This is a genomic window from Aeromonas veronii (assembly GCA_041319085.1).
GTDB classification, from domain to species: Bacteria; Pseudomonadota; Gammaproteobacteria; order Enterobacterales; family Aeromonadaceae; genus Aeromonas; species Aeromonas veronii_F.
In genome coordinates, this window is record CP101033.1 from 2144808 (window position 1) to 2162610 (window position 17803).

16 protein-coding genes are annotated in these 17803 nt (G+C 58.0%); 6 read left to right on the plus strand and 10 right to left on the minus strand.

Going from position 1 to position 17803, the window contains the following annotated elements:
* Nucleotides 1–281 precede the first annotated feature (281 nt).
* Nucleotides 282–869 (minus strand): sel1 repeat family protein, encoded by a 588-nt coding sequence (locus NMD14_10285; GenBank protein ID XEI31209.1) that lies wholly within the window; start codon nucleotides 867–869, stop codon nucleotides 282–284.
* Nucleotides 870–1042: 173 nt separating this feature from the next.
* Between NMD14_10285 and NMD14_10290 the strand changes: the two genes are divergently transcribed.
* Nucleotides 1043–2098, plus strand: a complete 1056-nt coding sequence (locus NMD14_10290; protein XEI31210.1) for a PA0069 family radical SAM protein — start codon at nucleotides 1043–1045, stop codon at nucleotides 2096–2098.
* Between the two features lie 31 nt (nucleotides 2099–2129).
* Here the strand turns inward: NMD14_10290 and NMD14_10295 are convergent, their stop codons facing one another.
* A complete protein-coding gene (locus tag NMD14_10295; protein XEI31211.1) occupies nucleotides 2130–2300 on the minus strand; it encodes a hypothetical protein in 171 nt (56 codons plus the stop codon).
* Nucleotides 2301–2588: 288 nt separating this feature from the next.
* The gene (gene gyrA / locus NMD14_10300) at nucleotides 2589–5357 is read right to left on the minus strand and encodes a DNA topoisomerase (ATP-hydrolyzing) subunit A (GenBank protein XEI31212.1); all 2769 of its coding nucleotides are present in this window, start codon (nucleotides 5355–5357) and stop codon (nucleotides 2589–2591) included.
* Nucleotides 5358–5555: 198 nt separating this feature from the next.
* Here gyrA and ubiG point away from each other — a divergent pair, with 198 nt between their 5' ends.
* The 5 genes from ubiG to yfaE all read left to right on the plus strand — a co-directional run bounded on the left by ubiG (nucleotide 5556) and on the right by yfaE (nucleotide 11448).
* The gene (gene ubiG / locus NMD14_10305; GenBank protein XEI31213.1) at nucleotides 5556–6272 is read left to right on the plus strand and encodes a bifunctional 2-polyprenyl-6-hydroxyphenol methylase/3-demethylubiquinol 3-O-methyltransferase UbiG; all 717 of its coding nucleotides are present in this window, start codon (nucleotides 5556–5558) and stop codon (nucleotides 6270–6272) included.
* Nucleotides 6272–6967, plus strand: coding sequence for an HAD-IA family hydrolase (locus NMD14_10310; GenBank protein ID XEI31214.1), 696 nt, complete (start codon nucleotides 6272–6274; stop codon nucleotides 6965–6967). Before ubiG ends, NMD14_10310 begins: the two co-directional genes overlap by 1 nt.
* Nucleotides 6968–7572: 605 nt before the next feature.
* Nucleotides 7573–9840: a ribonucleoside-diphosphate reductase subunit alpha gene (nrdA, locus tag NMD14_10315; protein XEI31215.1), complete on the plus strand. Its 2268-nt coding sequence runs from the start codon at nucleotides 7573–7575 to the stop codon at nucleotides 9838–9840.
* Between the two features lie 80 nt (nucleotides 9841–9920).
* The gene (gene nrdB, locus NMD14_10320) at nucleotides 9921–11054 is read left to right on the plus strand and encodes a ribonucleotide-diphosphate reductase subunit beta (protein XEI31216.1); all 1134 of its coding nucleotides are present in this window, start codon (nucleotides 9921–9923) and stop codon (nucleotides 11052–11054) included.
* A gap of 73 nt (nucleotides 11055–11127) precedes the next feature.
* Nucleotides 11128–11448 (plus strand): class I ribonucleotide reductase maintenance protein YfaE, encoded by a 321-nt coding sequence (gene yfaE / locus NMD14_10325; protein ID XEI31217.1) that lies wholly within the window; start codon nucleotides 11128–11130, stop codon nucleotides 11446–11448.
* 24 nt (nucleotides 11449–11472) lie between these two features.
* Here yfaE and NMD14_10330 read toward each other — a convergent pair whose 3' ends face one another.
* From NMD14_10330 to NMD14_10360, 7 genes are all read right to left on the minus strand, one after another.
* Nucleotides 11473–11931 carry a cupin domain-containing protein gene (locus tag NMD14_10330; GenBank protein ID XEI31218.1) on the minus strand — a complete coding sequence of 153 codons (459 nt, stop codon included), beginning with the start codon at nucleotides 11929–11931 and terminating at the stop codon, nucleotides 11473–11475.
* 130 nt (nucleotides 11932–12061) lie between these two features.
* Nucleotides 12062–12280, minus strand: a complete 219-nt coding sequence (locus tag NMD14_10335) for a hypothetical protein (protein ID XEI31219.1) — start codon at nucleotides 12278–12280, stop codon at nucleotides 12062–12064.
* A gap of 102 nt (nucleotides 12281–12382) precedes the next feature.
* Nucleotides 12383–13366 carry an aldo/keto reductase gene (locus tag NMD14_10340; protein ID XEI31220.1) on the minus strand — a complete coding sequence of 328 codons (984 nt, stop codon included), beginning with the start codon at nucleotides 13364–13366 and terminating at the stop codon, nucleotides 12383–12385.
* 287 nt (nucleotides 13367–13653) lie between these two features.
* Nucleotides 13654–14928: an MFS transporter gene (locus tag NMD14_10345; GenBank protein XEI31221.1), complete on the minus strand. Its 1275-nt coding sequence runs from the start codon at nucleotides 14926–14928 to the stop codon at nucleotides 13654–13656.
* The gene (locus NMD14_10350; protein ID XEI31222.1) at nucleotides 14925–15509 is read right to left on the minus strand and encodes an NAD(P)H-binding protein; all 585 of its coding nucleotides are present in this window, start codon (nucleotides 15507–15509) and stop codon (nucleotides 14925–14927) included. Before NMD14_10350 ends, NMD14_10345 begins: the two co-directional genes overlap by 4 nt.
* A gap of 370 nt (nucleotides 15510–15879) precedes the next feature.
* A complete protein-coding gene (locus tag NMD14_10355; protein ID XEI31223.1) occupies nucleotides 15880–16245 on the minus strand; it encodes an alpha/beta hydrolase domain-containing protein in 366 nt (121 codons plus the stop codon).
* Between the two features lie 302 nt (nucleotides 16246–16547).
* Nucleotides 16548–17696 carry an iron-containing alcohol dehydrogenase gene (locus NMD14_10360; GenBank protein XEI31224.1) on the minus strand — a complete coding sequence of 383 codons (1149 nt, stop codon included), beginning with the start codon at nucleotides 17694–17696 and terminating at the stop codon, nucleotides 16548–16550.
* Nucleotides 17697–17803 lie beyond the last annotated feature (107 nt).

Sequence of the window (17803 nt, forward strand, 5' to 3'; positions counted from 1 at the left end):
CTTAGCCCATGATAAAACAATGAGTTAGGGTGCAAAAATGAATGGAAATAAACAGGATTGATCAGGATTGGTGACTAGTACCAAAGGTCACATGCGGGATGGAAAAGAGACTCAAAAAGGTGATGTTCTGGTTCTCCACAGCACTTTGCGAAGACGGCCTGACACGTAAACAGCATGTCTAACGTGACAAACCAAGCCAAAACGGCCCCATGCTACCAGAAGTCGGGCGTACTGTATCGGATTTGCAGAGACTTTCTACAGCCAAATGAGTCGCTTTCCGACTATTTGCCAAGCAGGGATTGCCAGTTGAAGTCAAAGCGACTGCTCCCCTCCTCGGCCAGCGCCAGCTCCTGCAGCACCTGAAGCGCCAGCTTGTTGCCCTTTTGCGCCGCCTGATAGAGCCACTGTTTCGCTTGAGGTAGATCGACCCTGCCGCTGACCCCCATCAGATGAAGTACGCCGACTTTCAGCATGGCCGGGACATCACCATTGTGTGCAGCAAGATCCATCCAGTGGAAAGCTTCTTTCAGGTCCCTCTTCACACCCGCACCACGCAGATAGGCATCCGCTAGCCGATATTGACCAAAAGCATCCCCCGCCTGTGCCGACTGCCGATAGAGGCTAATGGCACGGTTCATATCCTGTTCACTCCCCTGCCCCACCTCATGACTCCAGCCCATGAGAACCTGTGCACGGGGTTGCCCTTGCTCGGCCAGTGGCGACCAGATCCGGGTCGCCTCATCGAAGTGACCGGTACGCCAGGCACGGTTGGCAGCAGCCATCTCTTGCTCGGTGGAGAGCGGGAGCAGACGCCAGATAACCAGGGCAAGCAGACCGATAAACAGCCAGCGGGAAGTGGTGGGTCTCATGATGATTTCCGTGATCCAGTTCTCATTTTGTCTATGTAAACGAAATGTAGCACCGTAATCAAGCAAGAGATCCCTGCGACAATCCTTTTTGCCCCCGGTCGATCAGCATTAGTTGTCATTTATCCGGGGCGCCTGCAAAATAACTGTATGCATAAACAGTATTGGTGCGCACCATGGCAGGACGAGGCAGCCCCCACAATATCGATCACCGTTTTAGCGGCCCCCTTGTCGAAGCGGTCGATGATGGCTGGCAAGCATCCGATTGGGATGCCGCTTTCACCCCCTCTGTGCCTGGCACCGAGGTGCGGGAGATCGATGCCCGCAGCATCATCAGTTACAACAGCTCCCCCGACGTCCCTTTCAGCCGATCCATCAACCCCTATCAAGGGTGTGAACACGGCTGTATCTACTGCTATGCCAGACCCAGTCACGCCTATCTGGAGCTCTCCCCCGGCCTCGATTTCGAGAGCAAGCTGTTTGCCAAACGCAATGCAGCCGACCTGCTACGTCGGGAGTTTGCCAGACCCGCCTATCAGCCGCAGACCATCGTGCTGGGAGCCAATACCGACCCGTATCAGCCTATCGAGCAGCACTACCGCCTCACCCGCGAGCTGTTGACGGTGATGCTGGCCCACCGCCACCCGGTCGGCCTCATAACCAAGAGCGCCATGATCTTGCGCGACCTCGATCTATTGACCGAGCTTGCCAGAGAGGGACTGTGTCAGGTGATGGTGTCGGTGACGACCCTGAACGAAACCCTGCGGCGGCAGCTGGAACCCCGCGCCAGCACGGGCACGGGGCGCTTGAAAGTGATCGAAAAGCTGGCCAACGCTGGCGTGCAGGTAGGGGTGCTGGCTGCCCCCATGATCCCGCGGCTCAATGAGCCGGAGCTGGAGCAGATCATCAAATCGGCCGCCGAGGCAGGGGCCAGCTGCGCCGATTACATCCTACTGCGGCTACCCCACGAGCTGGCACCGTTATTTGGTGATTGGCTCGATACCCACTATCCAGGCCAGAAGGAGGCGATTTTGAATCAGCTGCGAGCTAGCCGCGGTGGCGGACTCAACAGTACCGCCTTCGGCACCCGCATGCGCGGTGAGGGGCTATTTGCCGATCTGCTGGCCCAGCGCTTTCGGTTGATTGCCAAGCGGCTCGGGCTCGGCAAGCGCCACGTTCAACTGCGCCAGGATGTCTTCATTCGTCCTGGCGAGCAGTTGCGGCTGTTTTAAGGCTCGCGTTAAGTCCGTCACTGGCAACACCTCAGCCCCTTGGTCGCGACGGGCTGGCCTTGCTATTGCGGACAATCAACTCGGCGGGCAAACGGGCTGGTTCGTGTGCCACCTCAGGTTCATGTTCACCAGAGCAGACATCCACCTGTGCCTCCCCCCATACCCGGCTCCACCAGATCTCCCACATTACCCAGCTGGTCATAACATGCTCCTGGCAGGCGTTGCCTGCATCTGTGGTGGTCTCACTCTAACGGGAGCAGCATGGCTGGCCGCCATGACAGGGCGATGACAATCACATGAAGGAGCCGTGTTAACGCAATGACCCCATCAGGGCAGCCCTGGCAGGCGGGTAGTGCCCATTCGCCCAGCCCTGGCTGGCAAGATCGGGCAAAGAAAAGGAAGGAGGATAAACGGGGTATACCTGCGACAGGCGAGCCAATGAAAAGAGCGGCCATGAGGCCGCTCTTTGGTATCGGGTAAAGGAGAACGATTACTCGTCGCCCGCTTCCCCTGCATCGACAGCATCAGTGCTAGTCGCGGTATCGGTATCGGTACCTTCAGATACCTCACCGTCAACAGCCAGAGCGTCGTTCTCGTCTTCGTCGCTCTCGGCGATGCGCTGCAGGCCAACCACGGTCTCGTCTTCACCGGTACGGATCAGACGGACACCGCCGGTGTTACGGCCAATGACGCTCACCTCGGCAACACGGGTACGCACCAGGGTGCCACCGTTGGTGATCAGCATGATCTGGTCGGTATCTTCGACCTGGATCGCATCGATCACCTTGCCATTGCGCTCATCCACCTTGATGGAGATAACGCCCTGGGTACCACGGCTCTTGGTCGGGTACTCGGCCAACGCAGTTCGCTTGCCGTAACCGTTCTCGGTGGCGGTGAGGATGGCACCTTCGCCGCGCGGAACGATGAGGGACACCACCTTGTCACCGGCGCCCAGCTTGATGCCGCGCACACCGGCCGCGGTACGACCCATCGGACGCACACCCTTGAAGGTACCCTTGCTTTCGGTGCCTTCGCCGTTGTCGCTGCCATCATCGTCATTGCCGGCATCGTCGTCGTTTTCAACGTCATCGCTGACATCGGCATCGGCGCGATCTGTTTCCGAACGACCGCTGCCTTCCGCGAAGCGAACCACTTTGCCCGCGTCGGAGAACAGCATGATCTCGTTGCTACCGTCGGTGATATCCACCCCGATCAGCTCATCACCCTCTTTGAGGTTGATGGCACGAATACCGGAGGAGAGCGGACGGCTGAAATCAGAGAGGCTGGTCTTCTTCACGGTACCGTTGGCGGTGGCGAAGAACACATACTTCTCGGCGTCATACTCCTTCACCGGCAGGATAGCGGTGATACGCTCACCCTCTTCCAGCGGCAGCAGGTTGATTATCGGACGACCACGGGCGCCACGGGACGCTTCCGGCAGCTGGTAAACCTTGAGCCAGTAGACCTTGCCACGGGTGGAGAAGCACAGAATGGTGTCGTGGGTGTTGGCCACCAGCAGACGCTCCACAAAGTCCTCTTCCTTGATCCGGGTGGCCGACTTACCACGACCACCGCGGCGCTGGGCCTCGTAGTCGGAGAGCGGCTGATACTTCACATAGCCCTGGTGAGACAGGGTAACCACCACATCTTCCGGGGTGATCAGATCTTCGATGTTGATCTCGGCACTGGACATGCTGATCTCGGTGCGACGCTCGTCGCCATACTGCTCGCGCACAGCCAGCAGTTCATCGCGGATCACTTCCATCAGACGAGCCGGGCTCGCCAGGATGTGCAGCAGCTCGGCGATCAGATCCAGCAGAGATTGGTACTCTTCCAGGATCTTCTCGTGCTCGAGGCCGGTCAGCTTGTGCAGACGCAGGTCAAGGATGGCCTGGGCTTGCTGTTCGGTCAGGAAGTATTGACCTTCACGGATACCGAACTCGGGCTCCAGCCACTCTGGCCGTGCCGCGTCGTCGCCCGCTTTTTCCAACATGGCGGCCACGTTGCCGAGTTCCCAGCCCTTGGCAACCAGGCCCGCTTTCGCGTCGGCCGGGGTCGCGCTGTGGCGGATCAGCTCGATGATGGGATCAATGTTGGCCAGCGCAACCGCCAGACCTTCCAAAATGTGCGCCCGATCCCGCGCCTTGCGCAATTCGAACACGGTCCGGCGAGTCACCACTTCACGGCGGTGCAGCAGGAACGCATCCAGGATCTCTTTAAGGTTCATCACCTTGGGCTGGTTGTTATCGAGCGCCACCATGTTGATGCCGAACGTGGTCTGCATCTGGGTGTGCTTGTAGAGATTGTTCAGCACAATCTCGCCGGACTCGCCGCGCTTGATCTCGATAACAATGCGCATGCCGTCTTTGTCAGACTCATCGCGCAGGGCACTGATGCCCTCGATCTTTTTCTCTTTGACCAGCTCGGCGATCTTCTCGATCAGTCGAGCCTTGTTCACCTGATAGGGGATCTCGTGAACGATGATGGTCTCGCGACTGGTCTTCTCGTCCACTTCCACTTCAGCTTTGGCCCGCACATAGATGGAGCCACGACCGGTACGGTACGCCTGCACGATGCCGGAACGACCGTTGATAATGCCGCCGGTGGGGAAATCCGGGCCGGTGATGTAGGTCATCAGCTCGTCAATGGTGAGGTCGCCATTTTCGATCAGCGCCAGACAGCCATTGACAATCTCGGTGAGGTTGTGAGGCGGAATGTTGGTCGCCATGCCCACCGCGATACCGGAGGAGCCGTTGACCAGCAGGTTGGGAACCTTGGTAGGCATGACAGCCGGGATCATCTCGGTGCCGTCATAGTTCGGCACCCAGTCCACGGTCTCTTTGTCCAGATCAGCCAGCAGCTCGTGGGAGATGCGGGCCATCCGCACTTCGGTATAACGCATCGCCGCGGCGCTGTCGCCGTCGACTGAACCGAAGTTGCCCTGACCATCGACCAGCATGTAACGCATGGAGAAATCCTGCGCCATCCGGACAATGGTGTCATACACAGCGATATCGCCGTGCGGGTGATATTTACCGATTACGTCACCGACCACACGGGCCGATTTTTTATAGGGCTTGTTCCAGTCGTTCCCCAACTCGTTCATAGCAAACAGAACGCGGCGGTGAACCGGTTTCAAGCCATCACGCACATCCGGCAGAGCTCGTCCTACGATCACGCTCATGGCGTAATCAAGATAGGAACTCTTGAGCTCTTCTTCGATGTTGACCGGCGTGATCTCTCTGGCCAGATCGCTCATAGAAAGCCTTATCCCTAATTAGTTGTTCTTTGGCTTAAACAGCGCGACATGGTAACACACTGAGCCAAATACCTTAAGCCACAAATCGGGTATCAGATCGGGCTGGTGTGACAAAGTCCGTCCGTTATAATGCCCGCCAGGACAATAGATTGCGCCCATGACTCAGAAGCGGGCGCCCTGCCACAGGATCTTCGAAAAATGAACAGTGATGCCAATGTCGATCTGACAGAAATCGCCAAGTTTGAAGCCATCGCCTCCCGCTGGTGGGACATGGAAGGTGAATTCAAACCCCTGCATCAAATCAATCCGGTACGCCTTGACTGGATCACCGACAAAAGTGGCGGTCTGTTTGGCAAGCGCATTCTCGATATCGGATGTGGTGGCGGCATTCTCTCCGAGAGCATGGCCCGCCGTGGCGCCAAGGTCACCGGCATCGACATGGGCAAGGAGCCCCTCGGCGTCGCCCGCTTGCACGCCCTGGAGCAGGGTGTCGAGCTCGAGTACCGCCAGATCACCGCCGAAGCCCATGCTGCCGAAGTGCCGGGCCAGTATGACGTGGTCACCTGCATGGAGATGCTGGAGCATGTGCCGGACCCCGCCTCGGTGCTACGCGCCATCGCGACCCTGGTGCGCCCGGGTGGCCGGGTGTTCGTCTCCACCATCAACCGCAATCCCAAATCCTATCTGATGATGATCATCGGGGCCGAATACCTGATGAAGATGGTGCCCAAGGGTACCCACGATCACAAAAAATTCATCACCCCGGCCGAACTGTGCCGCATGGGTGAAGCAGCAGGTCTGTTGGTGCGGGACATGAGCGGCGTCCACTACGCCCCCCTCACCAACCAGTTCAAGCTCGGCAAGAATGTCGACGTCAACTATATGGTGGAGTTTGTCCGCCCGGAGCACAGTTGATGAGCGCCTCTCACCCTGTGCCCCTGCGCTGCGTGCTGTTCGATCTGGACGGCACCCTGCTCGACACAGCCCCGGATCTGGGGGCTGCAGTCAACCACGTGCTGATAAGTGAAGGCTTTGCGCCACTCTCTGATGACATCATTCGCCAGACCACCTCCCACGGAGCGCTCGGGCTGCTCAAGGCAGGCCTCGGCGATGAGCTGCTTGAGGAGCTGGGGGCAGCGCGTCTGCGCAATGCCCTGCTCGACTACTACGCGGCCAATCTTTGCGTCGGTACCCGCCCCTATGAGGGAATGGTGGATCTCATCGAGTGGCTGGATGAAAAATCACTGCCCTGGGGCATCGTCACCAACAAGCCGGGCTTTCTCACCGAGCCACTGCTGGCTGCCCTACCGGCGCTCGCCAACTGCGGCGTGACGGTTAGCGCCGACACCCTGCCGGTACGCAAGCCCGACCCCGCCCCCATGTTCTTTGCCTGCGACCAGCTTGGCGTCGAGGCAGCTCACTGCCTCTATGTGGGGGATCATGTGCGGGACATCGAGGCGGGCCGCAATGCCGGCATGCGCACCGCGGTCGCAGGCTGGGGCTATCTGAGCGATAACGAGGATCCCGCCGAGTGGGGCGCCGATCTGCACTTCGATACCGTGCAGGCGCTGCACCACTGGCTGCGCTACGAGCTGACGGCCAACGACTGAGCGCCAAACAGGGCGGAGACACACTCACCGCCCCCCCTGAACCTCTTCCTTTACGCCCTTACGACCCGCGCCGCGGTTACATGTCAATTCATGGATAATAAAGGCAGCTTACCGCCTGTTGGATACCCATTTGACAAATGCGCAGCCGTCACAGACAGGCTACAAACCACAATCACTGGGGACGCGCCCTTAAGCCCACTGACCTTGCGACAACGACCACTGGACAACGTTTGCCCCTTGTTGCATAAGGGATAATCAGCCAGCGTTTGATAGTAAAAAGCCCCCCATTTCGCAAGCAAAAAAAGTTATTTAAATTTTCCATCTTCGATCGGAATACTTGCATTTAGCTGAGCTGACGCATGAAAACCCGCTCACTGTGAGCGGTCACTAACTGACGGGATAAGACTCACAATTTATCCACAGCTGGTCAGTTATCCACACATTGCAATGGCGGGCTGACCTCACTATCTTGTATCTCGAACTTAAAATAACACTACATCTTGTGATTCATCGCACAATTCCTACCCAATTCCCGCATACCGACGGGGCCCGGGTAGTGCCATTGTGCGATGGTTTTTCGGGAATCAACTGAAGGTCATCAGCCAATGAACTTGTTTGTGACGAAGCGTAACGGACACAAAGAACCCATCGATCTGGATAAAATTCACCGCGTGCTGGACTGGGCCGCCGAAGGGCTCGACAACGTGTCGGTCTCCCAGGTAGAGCTCAAATCCCACATCCAGTTCTATGACGGTATCCGTACCGCCGACATTCACGAAACCATCATCAAGGCGACGGCAGACCTCATCTCCGAACAGACCCCTGACTACCAGTACATGGCAGCCCGTCTGGCCATCTTCCACCTGCGCAAGAAGGCCTACGGTCAGTTCGAACCACCCCACCTCTACCAGCACGTGGCTCGTCTGGTGGACATGGGCAAATACGACAAGCATCTGCTGGAAGACTACACCCAGGCCGAGTTCGAAGAGCTGAACGCCCATATGGATCACTGGCGTGATATGGACTTCTCCTACGCGGCGGTCAAGCAGCTGGAAGGCAAATATCTGGTCCAGAACCGCGTCACCGGCGAGATCTACGAGAGCCCGCAGTTCCTCTACATCCTGGTAGCGGCCTGCCTCTTCTCCAAATACCCGAAAGATACCCGTCTGGACTACATCAAGCGCTTCTATGATGCGGTCTCGACCTTCAAGATCTCGCTGCCGACCCCGATCATGAGCGGCGTGCGCACCCCGACCCGCCAATTCAGCTCCTGCGTGCTGATCGAGTGCGACGACAGTCTGGATTCCATCAACGCCACCGCCAGCTCCATCGTGCGCTATGTTTCCCAGCGCGCCGGTATCGGCATCAACGCCGGGCGCATCCGCGGTCTGGGCAGCCCCATCCGTGGTGGCGAAGCGTTCCACACCGGTTGCATCCCCTTCTACAAATACTTCCAGACTGCCGTGAAGTGCTGCTCCCAGGGCGGCGTGCGCGGCGGTGCTGCGACCCTGTTCTACCCGCTGTGGCACACCGAAGTGGAAAGCCTGCTGGTGCTGAAGAACAACCGCGGCGTGGAAGAGAACCGGGTCCGTCACATGGACTACGGCGTGCAGATCAACAAGCTGATGTACCAGCGCCTCATCAAGGGCGGTGACATCACCCTGTTCTCCCCGTCCGATGCGCCGGGTCTGTACGATGCCTTCTTCGCGGATCAAGACAAGTTCGAAGCGCTCTACGTCAAATACGAGCAGGATCCGGCCATTCGCAAGAAGACCCTCAAGGCTGTCGATCTCTTCTCCCTGATGATGCAGGAGCGTGCCGGTACCGGTCGCATCTACATTCAGAACGTGGATCACTGCAACACCCACAGCCCGTTCGACCCGAGCGTGGCGCCGGTACGCCAGTCCAACCTCTGCCTCGAAATTGCACTGCCGACCAAGCCGCTCAACAACATCGACGACGAGAGCGGCGAAATCGCCCTGTGCACCCTCTCCGCCTTCAACCTCGGTGCCATCGAGAAGCTGGAAGATCTGGAAGAGATGGCCGATCTGGCCGTGCGTGCCCTCGATGCCCTGCTCGACTATCAGGACTACCCGATTGCCGCCGCCAAGAAGGGCAGCATGGGTCGTCGCACCCTGGGTATCGGCGTCATCAACTACGCCTACTACCTGGCCAAAAACGGTGCCCGTTACTCCGACGGTTCCGGTCTGGCCCTGACTCACCGCACCTTCGAGGCCATTCAGTACTACCTGCTGAAAGCCTCCGTGCAGCTGGCCCGCGAGTTCGGCCCCTGCCCGCTGTTTGGCGAGACCACCTACGCCCAGGGTATTTTGCCCATCGACACCTATAAGAAGGATCTGGATGCGCTGTGCAACGAGCCGCTGCATCTGGATTGGGAAAGTCTGCGTTCCGATATCAAGTCCGTGGGCTTGCGCAACTCCACCCTGACCGCCCTGATGCCGAGCGAGACCTCCAGCCAGATCTCCAACGCCACCAACGGTATCGAGCCGCCGCGCGGCCTGGTCTCGGTCAAGGCCTCCAAAGACGGCATTCTCAAGCAGGTGGTGCCCGAGTATGATCGCCTGAAAGATCAATACGAATTGCTCTGGAAGCAACCGAGCGTTGACGGCTACCTGCAGTTGGTCGGTATCATGCAGAAGTTTGTGGATCAGGCGATCTCCGCCAACACCAACTACGATCCGGCCCGTTTCGAAGGCAACAAGGTGCCGATGAAGCAGCTGCTGAAGGACTTGCTGACCGCCTATAAATACGGCCTCAAGACTCTGTACTATCACAACACCCGTGATGGTGCAGACGACACCCAGACCGATCTGCAAGATGACGGTTGTGCTGGCGGGGCTTGCAAAATCTAAGTCACGGCAAGAACTGATAACCGGGCGGGAGCGACAAGCTCCCGCTCTCCTGTTTTCTCTATTCACATATTCTGGTAACCATGGCCTATTCAACTTTCTGCCAAACCCAAAACGACCAGCTCAAAGAGCCGATGTTTTTTGGCCAATCGGTCAACGTAGCCCGTTATGATCAACAAAAGCACGAAGTGTTCGAGCGCTTGATCGAGAAACAGCTCTCCTTCTTCTGGCGCCCGGAAGAGGTGGATGTCTCCCACGATCGCATCGACTATCAGGCCCTGCCGCCCCACGAGCAGCACATCTTCATCTCCAACCTGAAGTACCAGACCCTGCTGGACTCCATCCAGGGCCGCAGCCCCAACGTCGCCCTGCTGCCGCTGGTCTCCATTCCGGAGCTGGAGACCTGGATCGAGACTTGGGCTTTTTCCGAGACCATTCACTCTCGCTCCTACACCCACATCATCCGCAATATCGTCAACTCACCGGCCCAGGTGTTCGACGATATCGTGACCAACGAGCAGATCTTGAAGCGCGCTGGCTCCATCAGCCACTACTACGACGATCTGATCGAATCGACCGCGCTCTACAACCTGCACGGTGAAGGCACCCACCGGGTGGCCGGTCGTGAAGTGACCATCACCTTGCACGAGCTGAAGAAAAAGCTCTACCTGTGCCTGATGAGCGTCAACGCACTGGAGGCGATCCGCTTCTACGTCAGCTTCGCCTGCTCCTTTGCCTTCGCCGAGCGCGAACTGATGGAGGGCAACGCCAAGATCATCAAGATGATCGCCCGCGATGAAGCGCTGCACCTGACCGGCACCCAGCACATGCTGAACCTGATGCGTACCGGCCAGGATGACCCCGAGATGGCCGAGATCGCCGCCGAGTGCGAACAGGCCTGCTTCGAGATCTTCAAGGAAGCGGCCATTCAGGAGAAAGAGTGGGCCGAGTACCTGTTCCGGGACGGCTCCATGATCGGCCTGAACAAGGACATCCTCTGCCAGTACGTGGAGTACATCACCAACCTGCGCATGAGCGCGGTCGGCCTGCAACCAGCCTTTGCTGGCACCAAGCAGAACCCGATCCCCTGGATCAACACCTGGCTGTCGTCCGACAACGTACAGGTCGCCCCGCAAGAGGTAGAGGTAAGCTCCTACCTGGTCGGTCAGATCGACAGCGAAGTGAATGCCGATGACTTGGGTGATTTCGAGCTGTGAGTCAGCTACCTGATATGCTGGTCGGCCAGATCGACAGTGAAGTGAATACCAATGTGTTGGGTGATTTTAAGCTGTGAGTGACGCCATCCGCACGCTGACCCCTGCCCCGCACGCAGTTGCCGAACAGCAGGCGGTCGTGGCACCACGGGTACATACCCGGGATGGGGTGCTGCACGCCCATCCCGGCGAAAGCGTGTTGGAGACCCTGGAGCGCCACGGTCATCATGTGGAGTTTCAGTGTCGCAGCGGCTATTGCGGCGCCTGCCGCACGCCGCTGATGGCAGGCAAGGTGCACTACCCTGCGGTGCCGCTGGCATTTGTCGCCCTAGGGGAGTGCCTGCCCTGCTGCTGCAAACCGGTAGGTGTCATCCGACTGGATATCCAGAAGGGCTGACCCCCATACCCCCGGTCAGAGCCTTCATGGTACTGACCGATAATCACTCTCGCTCACCTGCGCGAGCCAGGTCACCACCTTGCCATCCTGCTGTTCTGCCAGCGCCAGGTGGGTCATGGGGGTATCTGGCGCAGCACCATGCCAGTGCGTCACCCCGGCCGGGATCCACACCAGATCCCCTGGCCGGATCACCTGGACAGGCGCTCCCGCCATCTGTACCCGCCCCACCCCACTGACCACGTAGAGGGTCTGACCCAAAGGATGGGTATGCCAGGCGGTGCGCGCCCCTGGCATGAAGCTGACCAGGCCGCCAGAGATAGCGGCGGGTGCCGTTCCCTGATATAGCTGATCCACATAGACATCCCCGACGAAGAACTCACTGTTGCCGCGGGTTGCAGGCACCTGCTCCGGGGAAAATACCTGTATCGTCTGATCTTTTACTTCGGCCTGAGGGAGCGCCCTTGCTGCGGATATTGGGTTCATTGTTGACTCCTGTGTGTTAAATATGTGTCACTCACGCCACCAGGCGCTGCCCTCATGGGGGTCAGCACGCCCAGAGGCTCACCCATCATTGGGGTGGTCAAGGGGATCTGCTGCTCGCCAGCCAGGCGGGCTATCTGATCGAGCGGGTCCTGGCCTGCACCGGGATAGCGCTATCTGGCACTGTGCCGTCAGGCTTGGCGAACAGAAAATCCCACCAGAGTCGGGCGCCTTCCCTGATGCTGCGCGGCAGTAGTGCCACCCCATTGCTGAACTGACCCGCCTGATACTGAGAAGATTCAGGGTGAGCGGGCAAGCCCGACTTCAATACATACGAAATAATGCCTGTCATCACGGCTCCTGTTAGCCACCAGACAACGCGCCGCCCCTTGGGACGTCGCGAGAGAGTACAGCGGGGGTCTGCATTCATGAGGCTCCTGTTGACGATCCGCCCTTAGCGACCCACATTCCGCTGCAGATGTGACGGATAGCGATCCCCCTCCACCTTGAGCCCGGCCAGCGCAACCTGGATGTCATGCAAATCAACGGGGCTGAGCCGCACATTGGCAGCGCCCAGATTCTCCTCGAGCCGATGCAGCTTGGTGGTGCCAGGAATGGGGGCGATCCAGGGCTTTTGTGCCAGCAACCAGGCAAGTGCGATCTGGGCCGACGTCACCCCCTTGCCGGTGGCTAGGTCGCTCAATACCTCGACCAGATGCAGGTTGGCCTGGCGCGCCGCCTCGGCAAAACGTGGGACTATATTGCGAAAATCCGCGTCATCGAAGCGGGTATCAGCCTTGATGGCCCCGGTCAGAAAGCCCTTGCCGAGCGGGCTGAAGGGGACGAAGCCGATGCCCAGCTCCTCCAGCAACGGCAAAATCGCCTGTTCCGGCTCCCGCCACCAGAGGGAGTATTCGCTCTGCAGCGCCGCCACCGGCTGCACGGCGTGGGCACGGTGAATGGAGTCGACACCGGCCTCGGACAGGCCGAAGTGGCGTACCTTGCCCTCCTGAATAAGATCTCGCACCGTCCCTGCGACCTCCTCCATCGGCACATCGGGATCGACGCGATGCTGGTAGAAGAGGTCGATCACATCAGTGTTGAGGCGGCGTAGCGATGCCTCTGCCACGGCGCGGATAGTGGCCGGGCGACTATCCAGCCCCTCCGAGACCTTGCCGTGCTTGAAGCCGAATTTGGTGGCGATCACCACCTGGTCGCGAAAGGGGGCAAGCGCCTCCCCCAGCAACAGCTCGTTATCGCCGGGGCCATAGGCCTCTGCGGTATCGAAGAAGGTCACTCCCAGGTCATGGGCGCGCTGGATCAGGGCGATGGCCTGTGCCTTGTCGGTGGCAGGACCATAGCCAAAGCTAAGCCCCATGCAGCCCAGACCGATGGCGGATACTGTGAGTCCGCTCTTGCCTAGTTGACGTGTTTGCATGACAACTCCTTATTGAAACAATTCAGGGAACTACGCACCTATTCATGAAAAGGCACAGGCAAAAACCGCACCTCGATGGGCGTTACAACCATGTTGAAAAACAGACTCACTGGACAGAAGGGGATCAGGTTGATTCCGTTTTTGGGGCTATTTTCTTTGGGACAGCCTGAGGGCCGAAGTGGATGTAGCGAACCGATACTACCAATGAGAAGAACAGGAATAGCGCTGCGGCTTTCAGGGCTAGGCCCGTGTGCAGTGCTATCCCGGCAGGATCGTGCACGGGGGCATTACCGCCAGCATAGACCACAACCAGAATGGCAAGCCCCAAAGAAGCGCCAAGCTGATGTGCCACATTGAGCAAACCGGAGGCCGCGCCGGCATTGCGATGTTCGACGCCAGCTACACCCGCAACAGTCAACGGTCCCAACACCCAGCCTTGTCCCAAACCGATAAGGATCATCGGTAACACCACCCCCCAGATACGAGACCTCAGTGGCAGCCAGCCCCAACCACAGCACACCGATCAGGCACAGCGTGAGCCCAGCAAGCAAGATCGGACGCTGGCCGAGGCGGCGCGCGGCGGCAGGTACAGTCACAGAGGTGGCAAACTGGGGGAGCGTCACTGGCAAGAAAGCCATCCCTGCCAACATGGGAGAGAAACCCAAGCCCCCCTGCAAATATTGAGCGGTGAAGAACCAGAACCCAGCCATAGCACACAGAAACAGCAGGCGAGCAACATAAGCGCCGTTACGCCGCGCATCTCTTAGTAGAGTCAGTGGCACCAGGGGTTGCTCGGCGTGCATCTCTATCCGCATGAAGTAGGCCAGAAGCAGTAGACCGGCTGTAATGCAGCCGTAAGTCAACGGTGATGACCATCCCGCTTCTGCAGCTTCGACAATACCGAATACCAGTGAACACATACCAAGGGTTGAGCTAAAAGCCCCTGCAAGATCGAAGCGGCCACGGTGAGGTTCGGTTTCACGGATATAGCGCAGGCTACCAACCATCAAGAGGATGCCAATGGGTAAGTTGATCAAAAAACCTGCGCGCCAGGAAATCAGATCAGCCAAAATCCCGCCGAGCACCAACCCCACTGTCGCACCGATACCGGCCGCCGCTGCGTACCAAGCCAGGGCCTGAGTACGCTCGTGCCCTTCCTCGAAATGGGTCGAGATCAGCGCGAGAGTGGAGGGTGCCAGTACTGCAGCAGCAACCCCCTGTACCGCACGAAAGCCTATCATCCATTCTGATGACTGTGCCGTACCGATGGCTAATGAAGCCAGGGTAAACATCGCTAGACCAAGGATAAACATCCGTCTCCGGCCAAGGATATCCCCTGCCCTCGCCCCCAGTAGCAGAAAGCCACCGAAGGCGAGCGTATAAGCATTCTGGATCCACGATAACCCAGCGGGCGTAAAGCCAAGCGCAGCCTGGATCCGCGGCAGGCCTGTCAGCACAATGGAGACATCAATGACGAGCATCAGGTAACTGGCCATGATGATGACCAACACCACTCCTTTGCGTACAGGACCATATTGATCGGGGAGGGTTGTACGAGTCATGAGTTACTCACTCCCAGGCTCTGCCGCAGTTCCAACTTCGGATCTATTACCAACTTGGAGATCAAGTCAGACAGACTATTCAGGGAGACATCATGGCCTCGAAACGGCTCGCCCTTTCGAGTCAATTGGTAATTAATCGCAGTATCACGAGTGAACCAACCGGGACGCAAAATGGTGTAGTCCAGATCGGAAGCTTCAATCAAAGCAGCACTGTCACGGTAAGGATCCAGAATACTGCGATAGGGTTCACCCGGTACTTCACCATATATCCCCATCGAACTGATAAAAATAAGGCGTTTGAGCCCGACCGCATTCATCGCGGCGATGATAGAACCAGCCTGCAGTGCCATCTCGCCAGCTAGGTTGGCATAGGCCACATCTTGGCCCTGCATGGCAGCTTCAAGAGCTGCTCTGTCCAGCACATCCCCCTCGATGACCTTTACCCGAGCGGGATCCGGGTTAGTGATGCGCTGGGCGCGGCGCAGATAAAGGGTGAGTTCAATCCCCTTGTGTTGGAGAAGTACAGGGATGGTATTGCGCGCCAACTGACCATTGGCGCCGAGGATAATAATACGAATCATGGGTATACCTTGAGTTTTCTAGATGAATACAGAGCATTAAACGGGCAGCCTTGCGATGGAGCCGACACTGACCTTGGTGCAACAACTTATCTGGCGAACAGAGAGGTCAGCTTCCAGCCGCAGTCGCAGCACTTCACGAATTTTACGCATTGCAATCCTCTTGGCAGACATAGGCTCTTCCCTGGCAAAAGGGAGAGCGTATCAAAGGTTGTTAAATCAATGTGTTAAGGATTATTCTGGTGAATGTGAACAGTGATTCCGGGATGTTGAACACTGTTTCCGGAAAGGAGGGGCAAAGTGTTCAGGTTGAACCGGAATGAGCGTTCACATTGGTCCGGAAATGGTGTTCACGTTGAATCGGAATTGGTGTTCATGATCGGCCGGAATATGCAACTGGACGTCTGACCAGCGCACGAGTGACATACGGGTGGCCCGCATCAATCAGTTGTGCATCTTCCAGAGAGTTCGCAATCCGATAACGATTGGCTTTACCGTGAATAAAGAACTCTTCCTCCACATAACCACTTGCTTTCAAAGGCATTGGCGTCGCACTCATCGCCGTACCGATCGCGGGTGCCAACTCGGCAGCAGGAGATTCCAGCATGGAACCTGGGGCGGCGTTGATTGTTGCAGCCATGGTCGTGCAGGCCAGAGCAAACAGCGTGTGACGTAAGAAACGTGTGGGGAAAGCGGATCTCGGCACACTGGCTGAATTTAACTGATCGCTGTTTTTCATTTGAAAACACTCAAGTTGGTTAATCCTGGACGTCATTACGGCTGTTTTCACATCACCACAGGGGCCCTAGTCATTCAGGTGTTGCCAGCGCACCGGTTTTCATCGCCGCGATGGCAACACCATCAATCAACAAGTCACTACCCGTGATAAATGCCGCATCCGGGCCGAGTAGGAAGGAAACTGCAACTGCGATTTCATCAGGCGGCGCACAATTGCAATGCAACACCACCCGCACCGATTATCACGATAACTTCTTTACGCATCTCTTCTCTTCCCATTGGATATGCAATCAATTCATGGCATTACAGAGCCTTGTGGAGGATGCTTGCCAGTACGTCCTGAGTGTAGATCTCGGCCAAGCCAAACCAGCGGGCGTTGCCCTTGAGATTCTCCAGGATGGCTGGCAAGTCCGTTTCCGTGATGCCGAGTTGGGAGAGGCGGGTCGGCGTGCCAATCTTGTCGAACCATTTCTCAAGGGCCGCAATGCCTTCCTCGGCGGTATTCAGGCCGAACAACTGTTGAGCAAAGCGTTCGAACTGAGCCGGATTCTGACCGTGGAACCACTTCATCCAGGCAGGCATGACTACCGACAAGCCTGCGCCATGAGGCACGTTAAACAACGCGGAGAGGGAGTGCTCGATCATGTGGTTGGGATAGCCAAAGCCCGAGGTGCCTGCATAGGTCAGGCCGTTCAATGCCAGTGTCGCCGCCCAGGCAAACTCGGCGCGAGCGTTATAATCGGCCGGGTCTGTCAGTAACCGTTCGGTCGTCTCCAGCACGGTAGCGATGACGGACTCCACCAGGCGGGACTGAATTTTCGGCTGCACCTTGGCGGTGAAGTAGCCCTCGATGGAGTGGGCGATGATGTCTGCCGCCGAATAGACCAGATAGTCGCGAGAGACCGTCTGCATCAGGGCCGGGTTGACGATGGATACCTTGGGGAAGGTGTGCACAGAGTTGATCGCAAACTTCTCCTTGGTATCGTCGTTGGTGACCACGGCCCCGCTGTTCATCTCACTGCCAGTAGCGGCCAGGGTCAGGATGGCAAACACCGGCAACGCCGCCTCGATCTTCCCCTTGCCGACGAACAGATCCCAGACATCCCCCTGATAGAGGCTGCCTGCGGCAATCGCCTTGGCGCTGTCGAGCACGGAGCCACCGCCAACGCTGAGAATGGCATCGACCTCCTGCTCCCGCGCCAGGGCAATGGCATCACGCACCTTGGAGATGAGCGGGTTGCTGACGATGCCACCGCACGCCACGAACGGGATCCCCTGCTCGCTCAGGCTGGCGCTCACGGTAGCAAAGAGGCCATCCCCCTTGATACGATCGCTGCCATAGGCCAGCAGCACCTTCTTGATGCCGTGCTGAGCCAGGATCTCGCCGATGAGGCGCTCCTTGCCGGTACCGAACTCGATCCGGGTCGGGTTGTAAAAGCTGAAATTGTCCATCTTGCTCGTCTCTCTGTCTGGGTTCATGCCGGGTGGCATGTCGATGGGCTGAACTATAAATGGGCAGCAAACATCGAACTAGACGGCAAATGGATGAATCAGTTACA

Coding starts and splice junctions, on each gene's coding strand:
- NMD14_10285 (XEI31209.1), bottom strand. CDS start 869: ATGAGACCCACCACTTCCCGCTGGCTGTTTATCGGTCTGCTTGCCCTG.
- NMD14_10290 (XEI31210.1), top strand. CDS start 1,043: ATGGCAGGACGAGGCAGCCCCCACAATATCGATCACCGTTTTAGCGGC.
- NMD14_10295 (XEI31211.1), bottom strand. CDS start 2,300: ATGACCAGCTGGGTAATGTGGGAGATCTGGTGGAGCCGGGTATGGGGG.
- gyrA (XEI31212.1), bottom strand. CDS start 5,357: ATGAGCGATCTGGCCAGAGAGATCACGCCGGTCAACATCGAAGAAGAG.
- ubiG (XEI31213.1), top strand. CDS start 5,556: ATGAACAGTGATGCCAATGTCGATCTGACAGAAATCGCCAAGTTTGAA.
- NMD14_10310 (XEI31214.1), top strand. CDS start 6,272: ATGAGCGCCTCTCACCCTGTGCCCCTGCGCTGCGTGCTGTTCGATCTG.
- nrdA (XEI31215.1), top strand. CDS start 7,573: ATGAACTTGTTTGTGACGAAGCGTAACGGACACAAAGAACCCATCGAT.
- nrdB (XEI31216.1), top strand. CDS start 9,921: ATGGCCTATTCAACTTTCTGCCAAACCCAAAACGACCAGCTCAAAGAG.
- NMD14_10330 (XEI31218.1), bottom strand. CDS start 11,931: ATGAACCCAATATCCGCAGCAAGGGCGCTCCCTCAGGCCGAAGTAAAA.
- NMD14_10335 (XEI31219.1), bottom strand. CDS start 12,280: ATGACAGGCATTATTTCGTATGTATTGAAGTCGGGCTTGCCCGCTCAC.
- NMD14_10340 (XEI31220.1), bottom strand. CDS start 13,366: ATGCAAACACGTCAACTAGGCAAGAGCGGACTCACAGTATCCGCCATC.
- NMD14_10345 (XEI31221.1), bottom strand. CDS start 14,928: ATGACTCGTACAACCCTCCCCGATCAATATGGTCCTGTACGCAAAGGA.
- NMD14_10350 (XEI31222.1), bottom strand. CDS start 15,509: ATGATTCGTATTATTATCCTCGGCGCCAATGGTCAGTTGGCGCGCAAT.
- NMD14_10355 (XEI31223.1), bottom strand. CDS start 16,245: ATGAAAAACAGCGATCAGTTAAATTCAGCCAGTGTGCCGAGATCCGCT.
- NMD14_10360 (XEI31224.1), bottom strand. CDS start 17,696: ATGGACAATTTCAGCTTTTACAACCCGACCCGGATCGAGTTCGGTACC.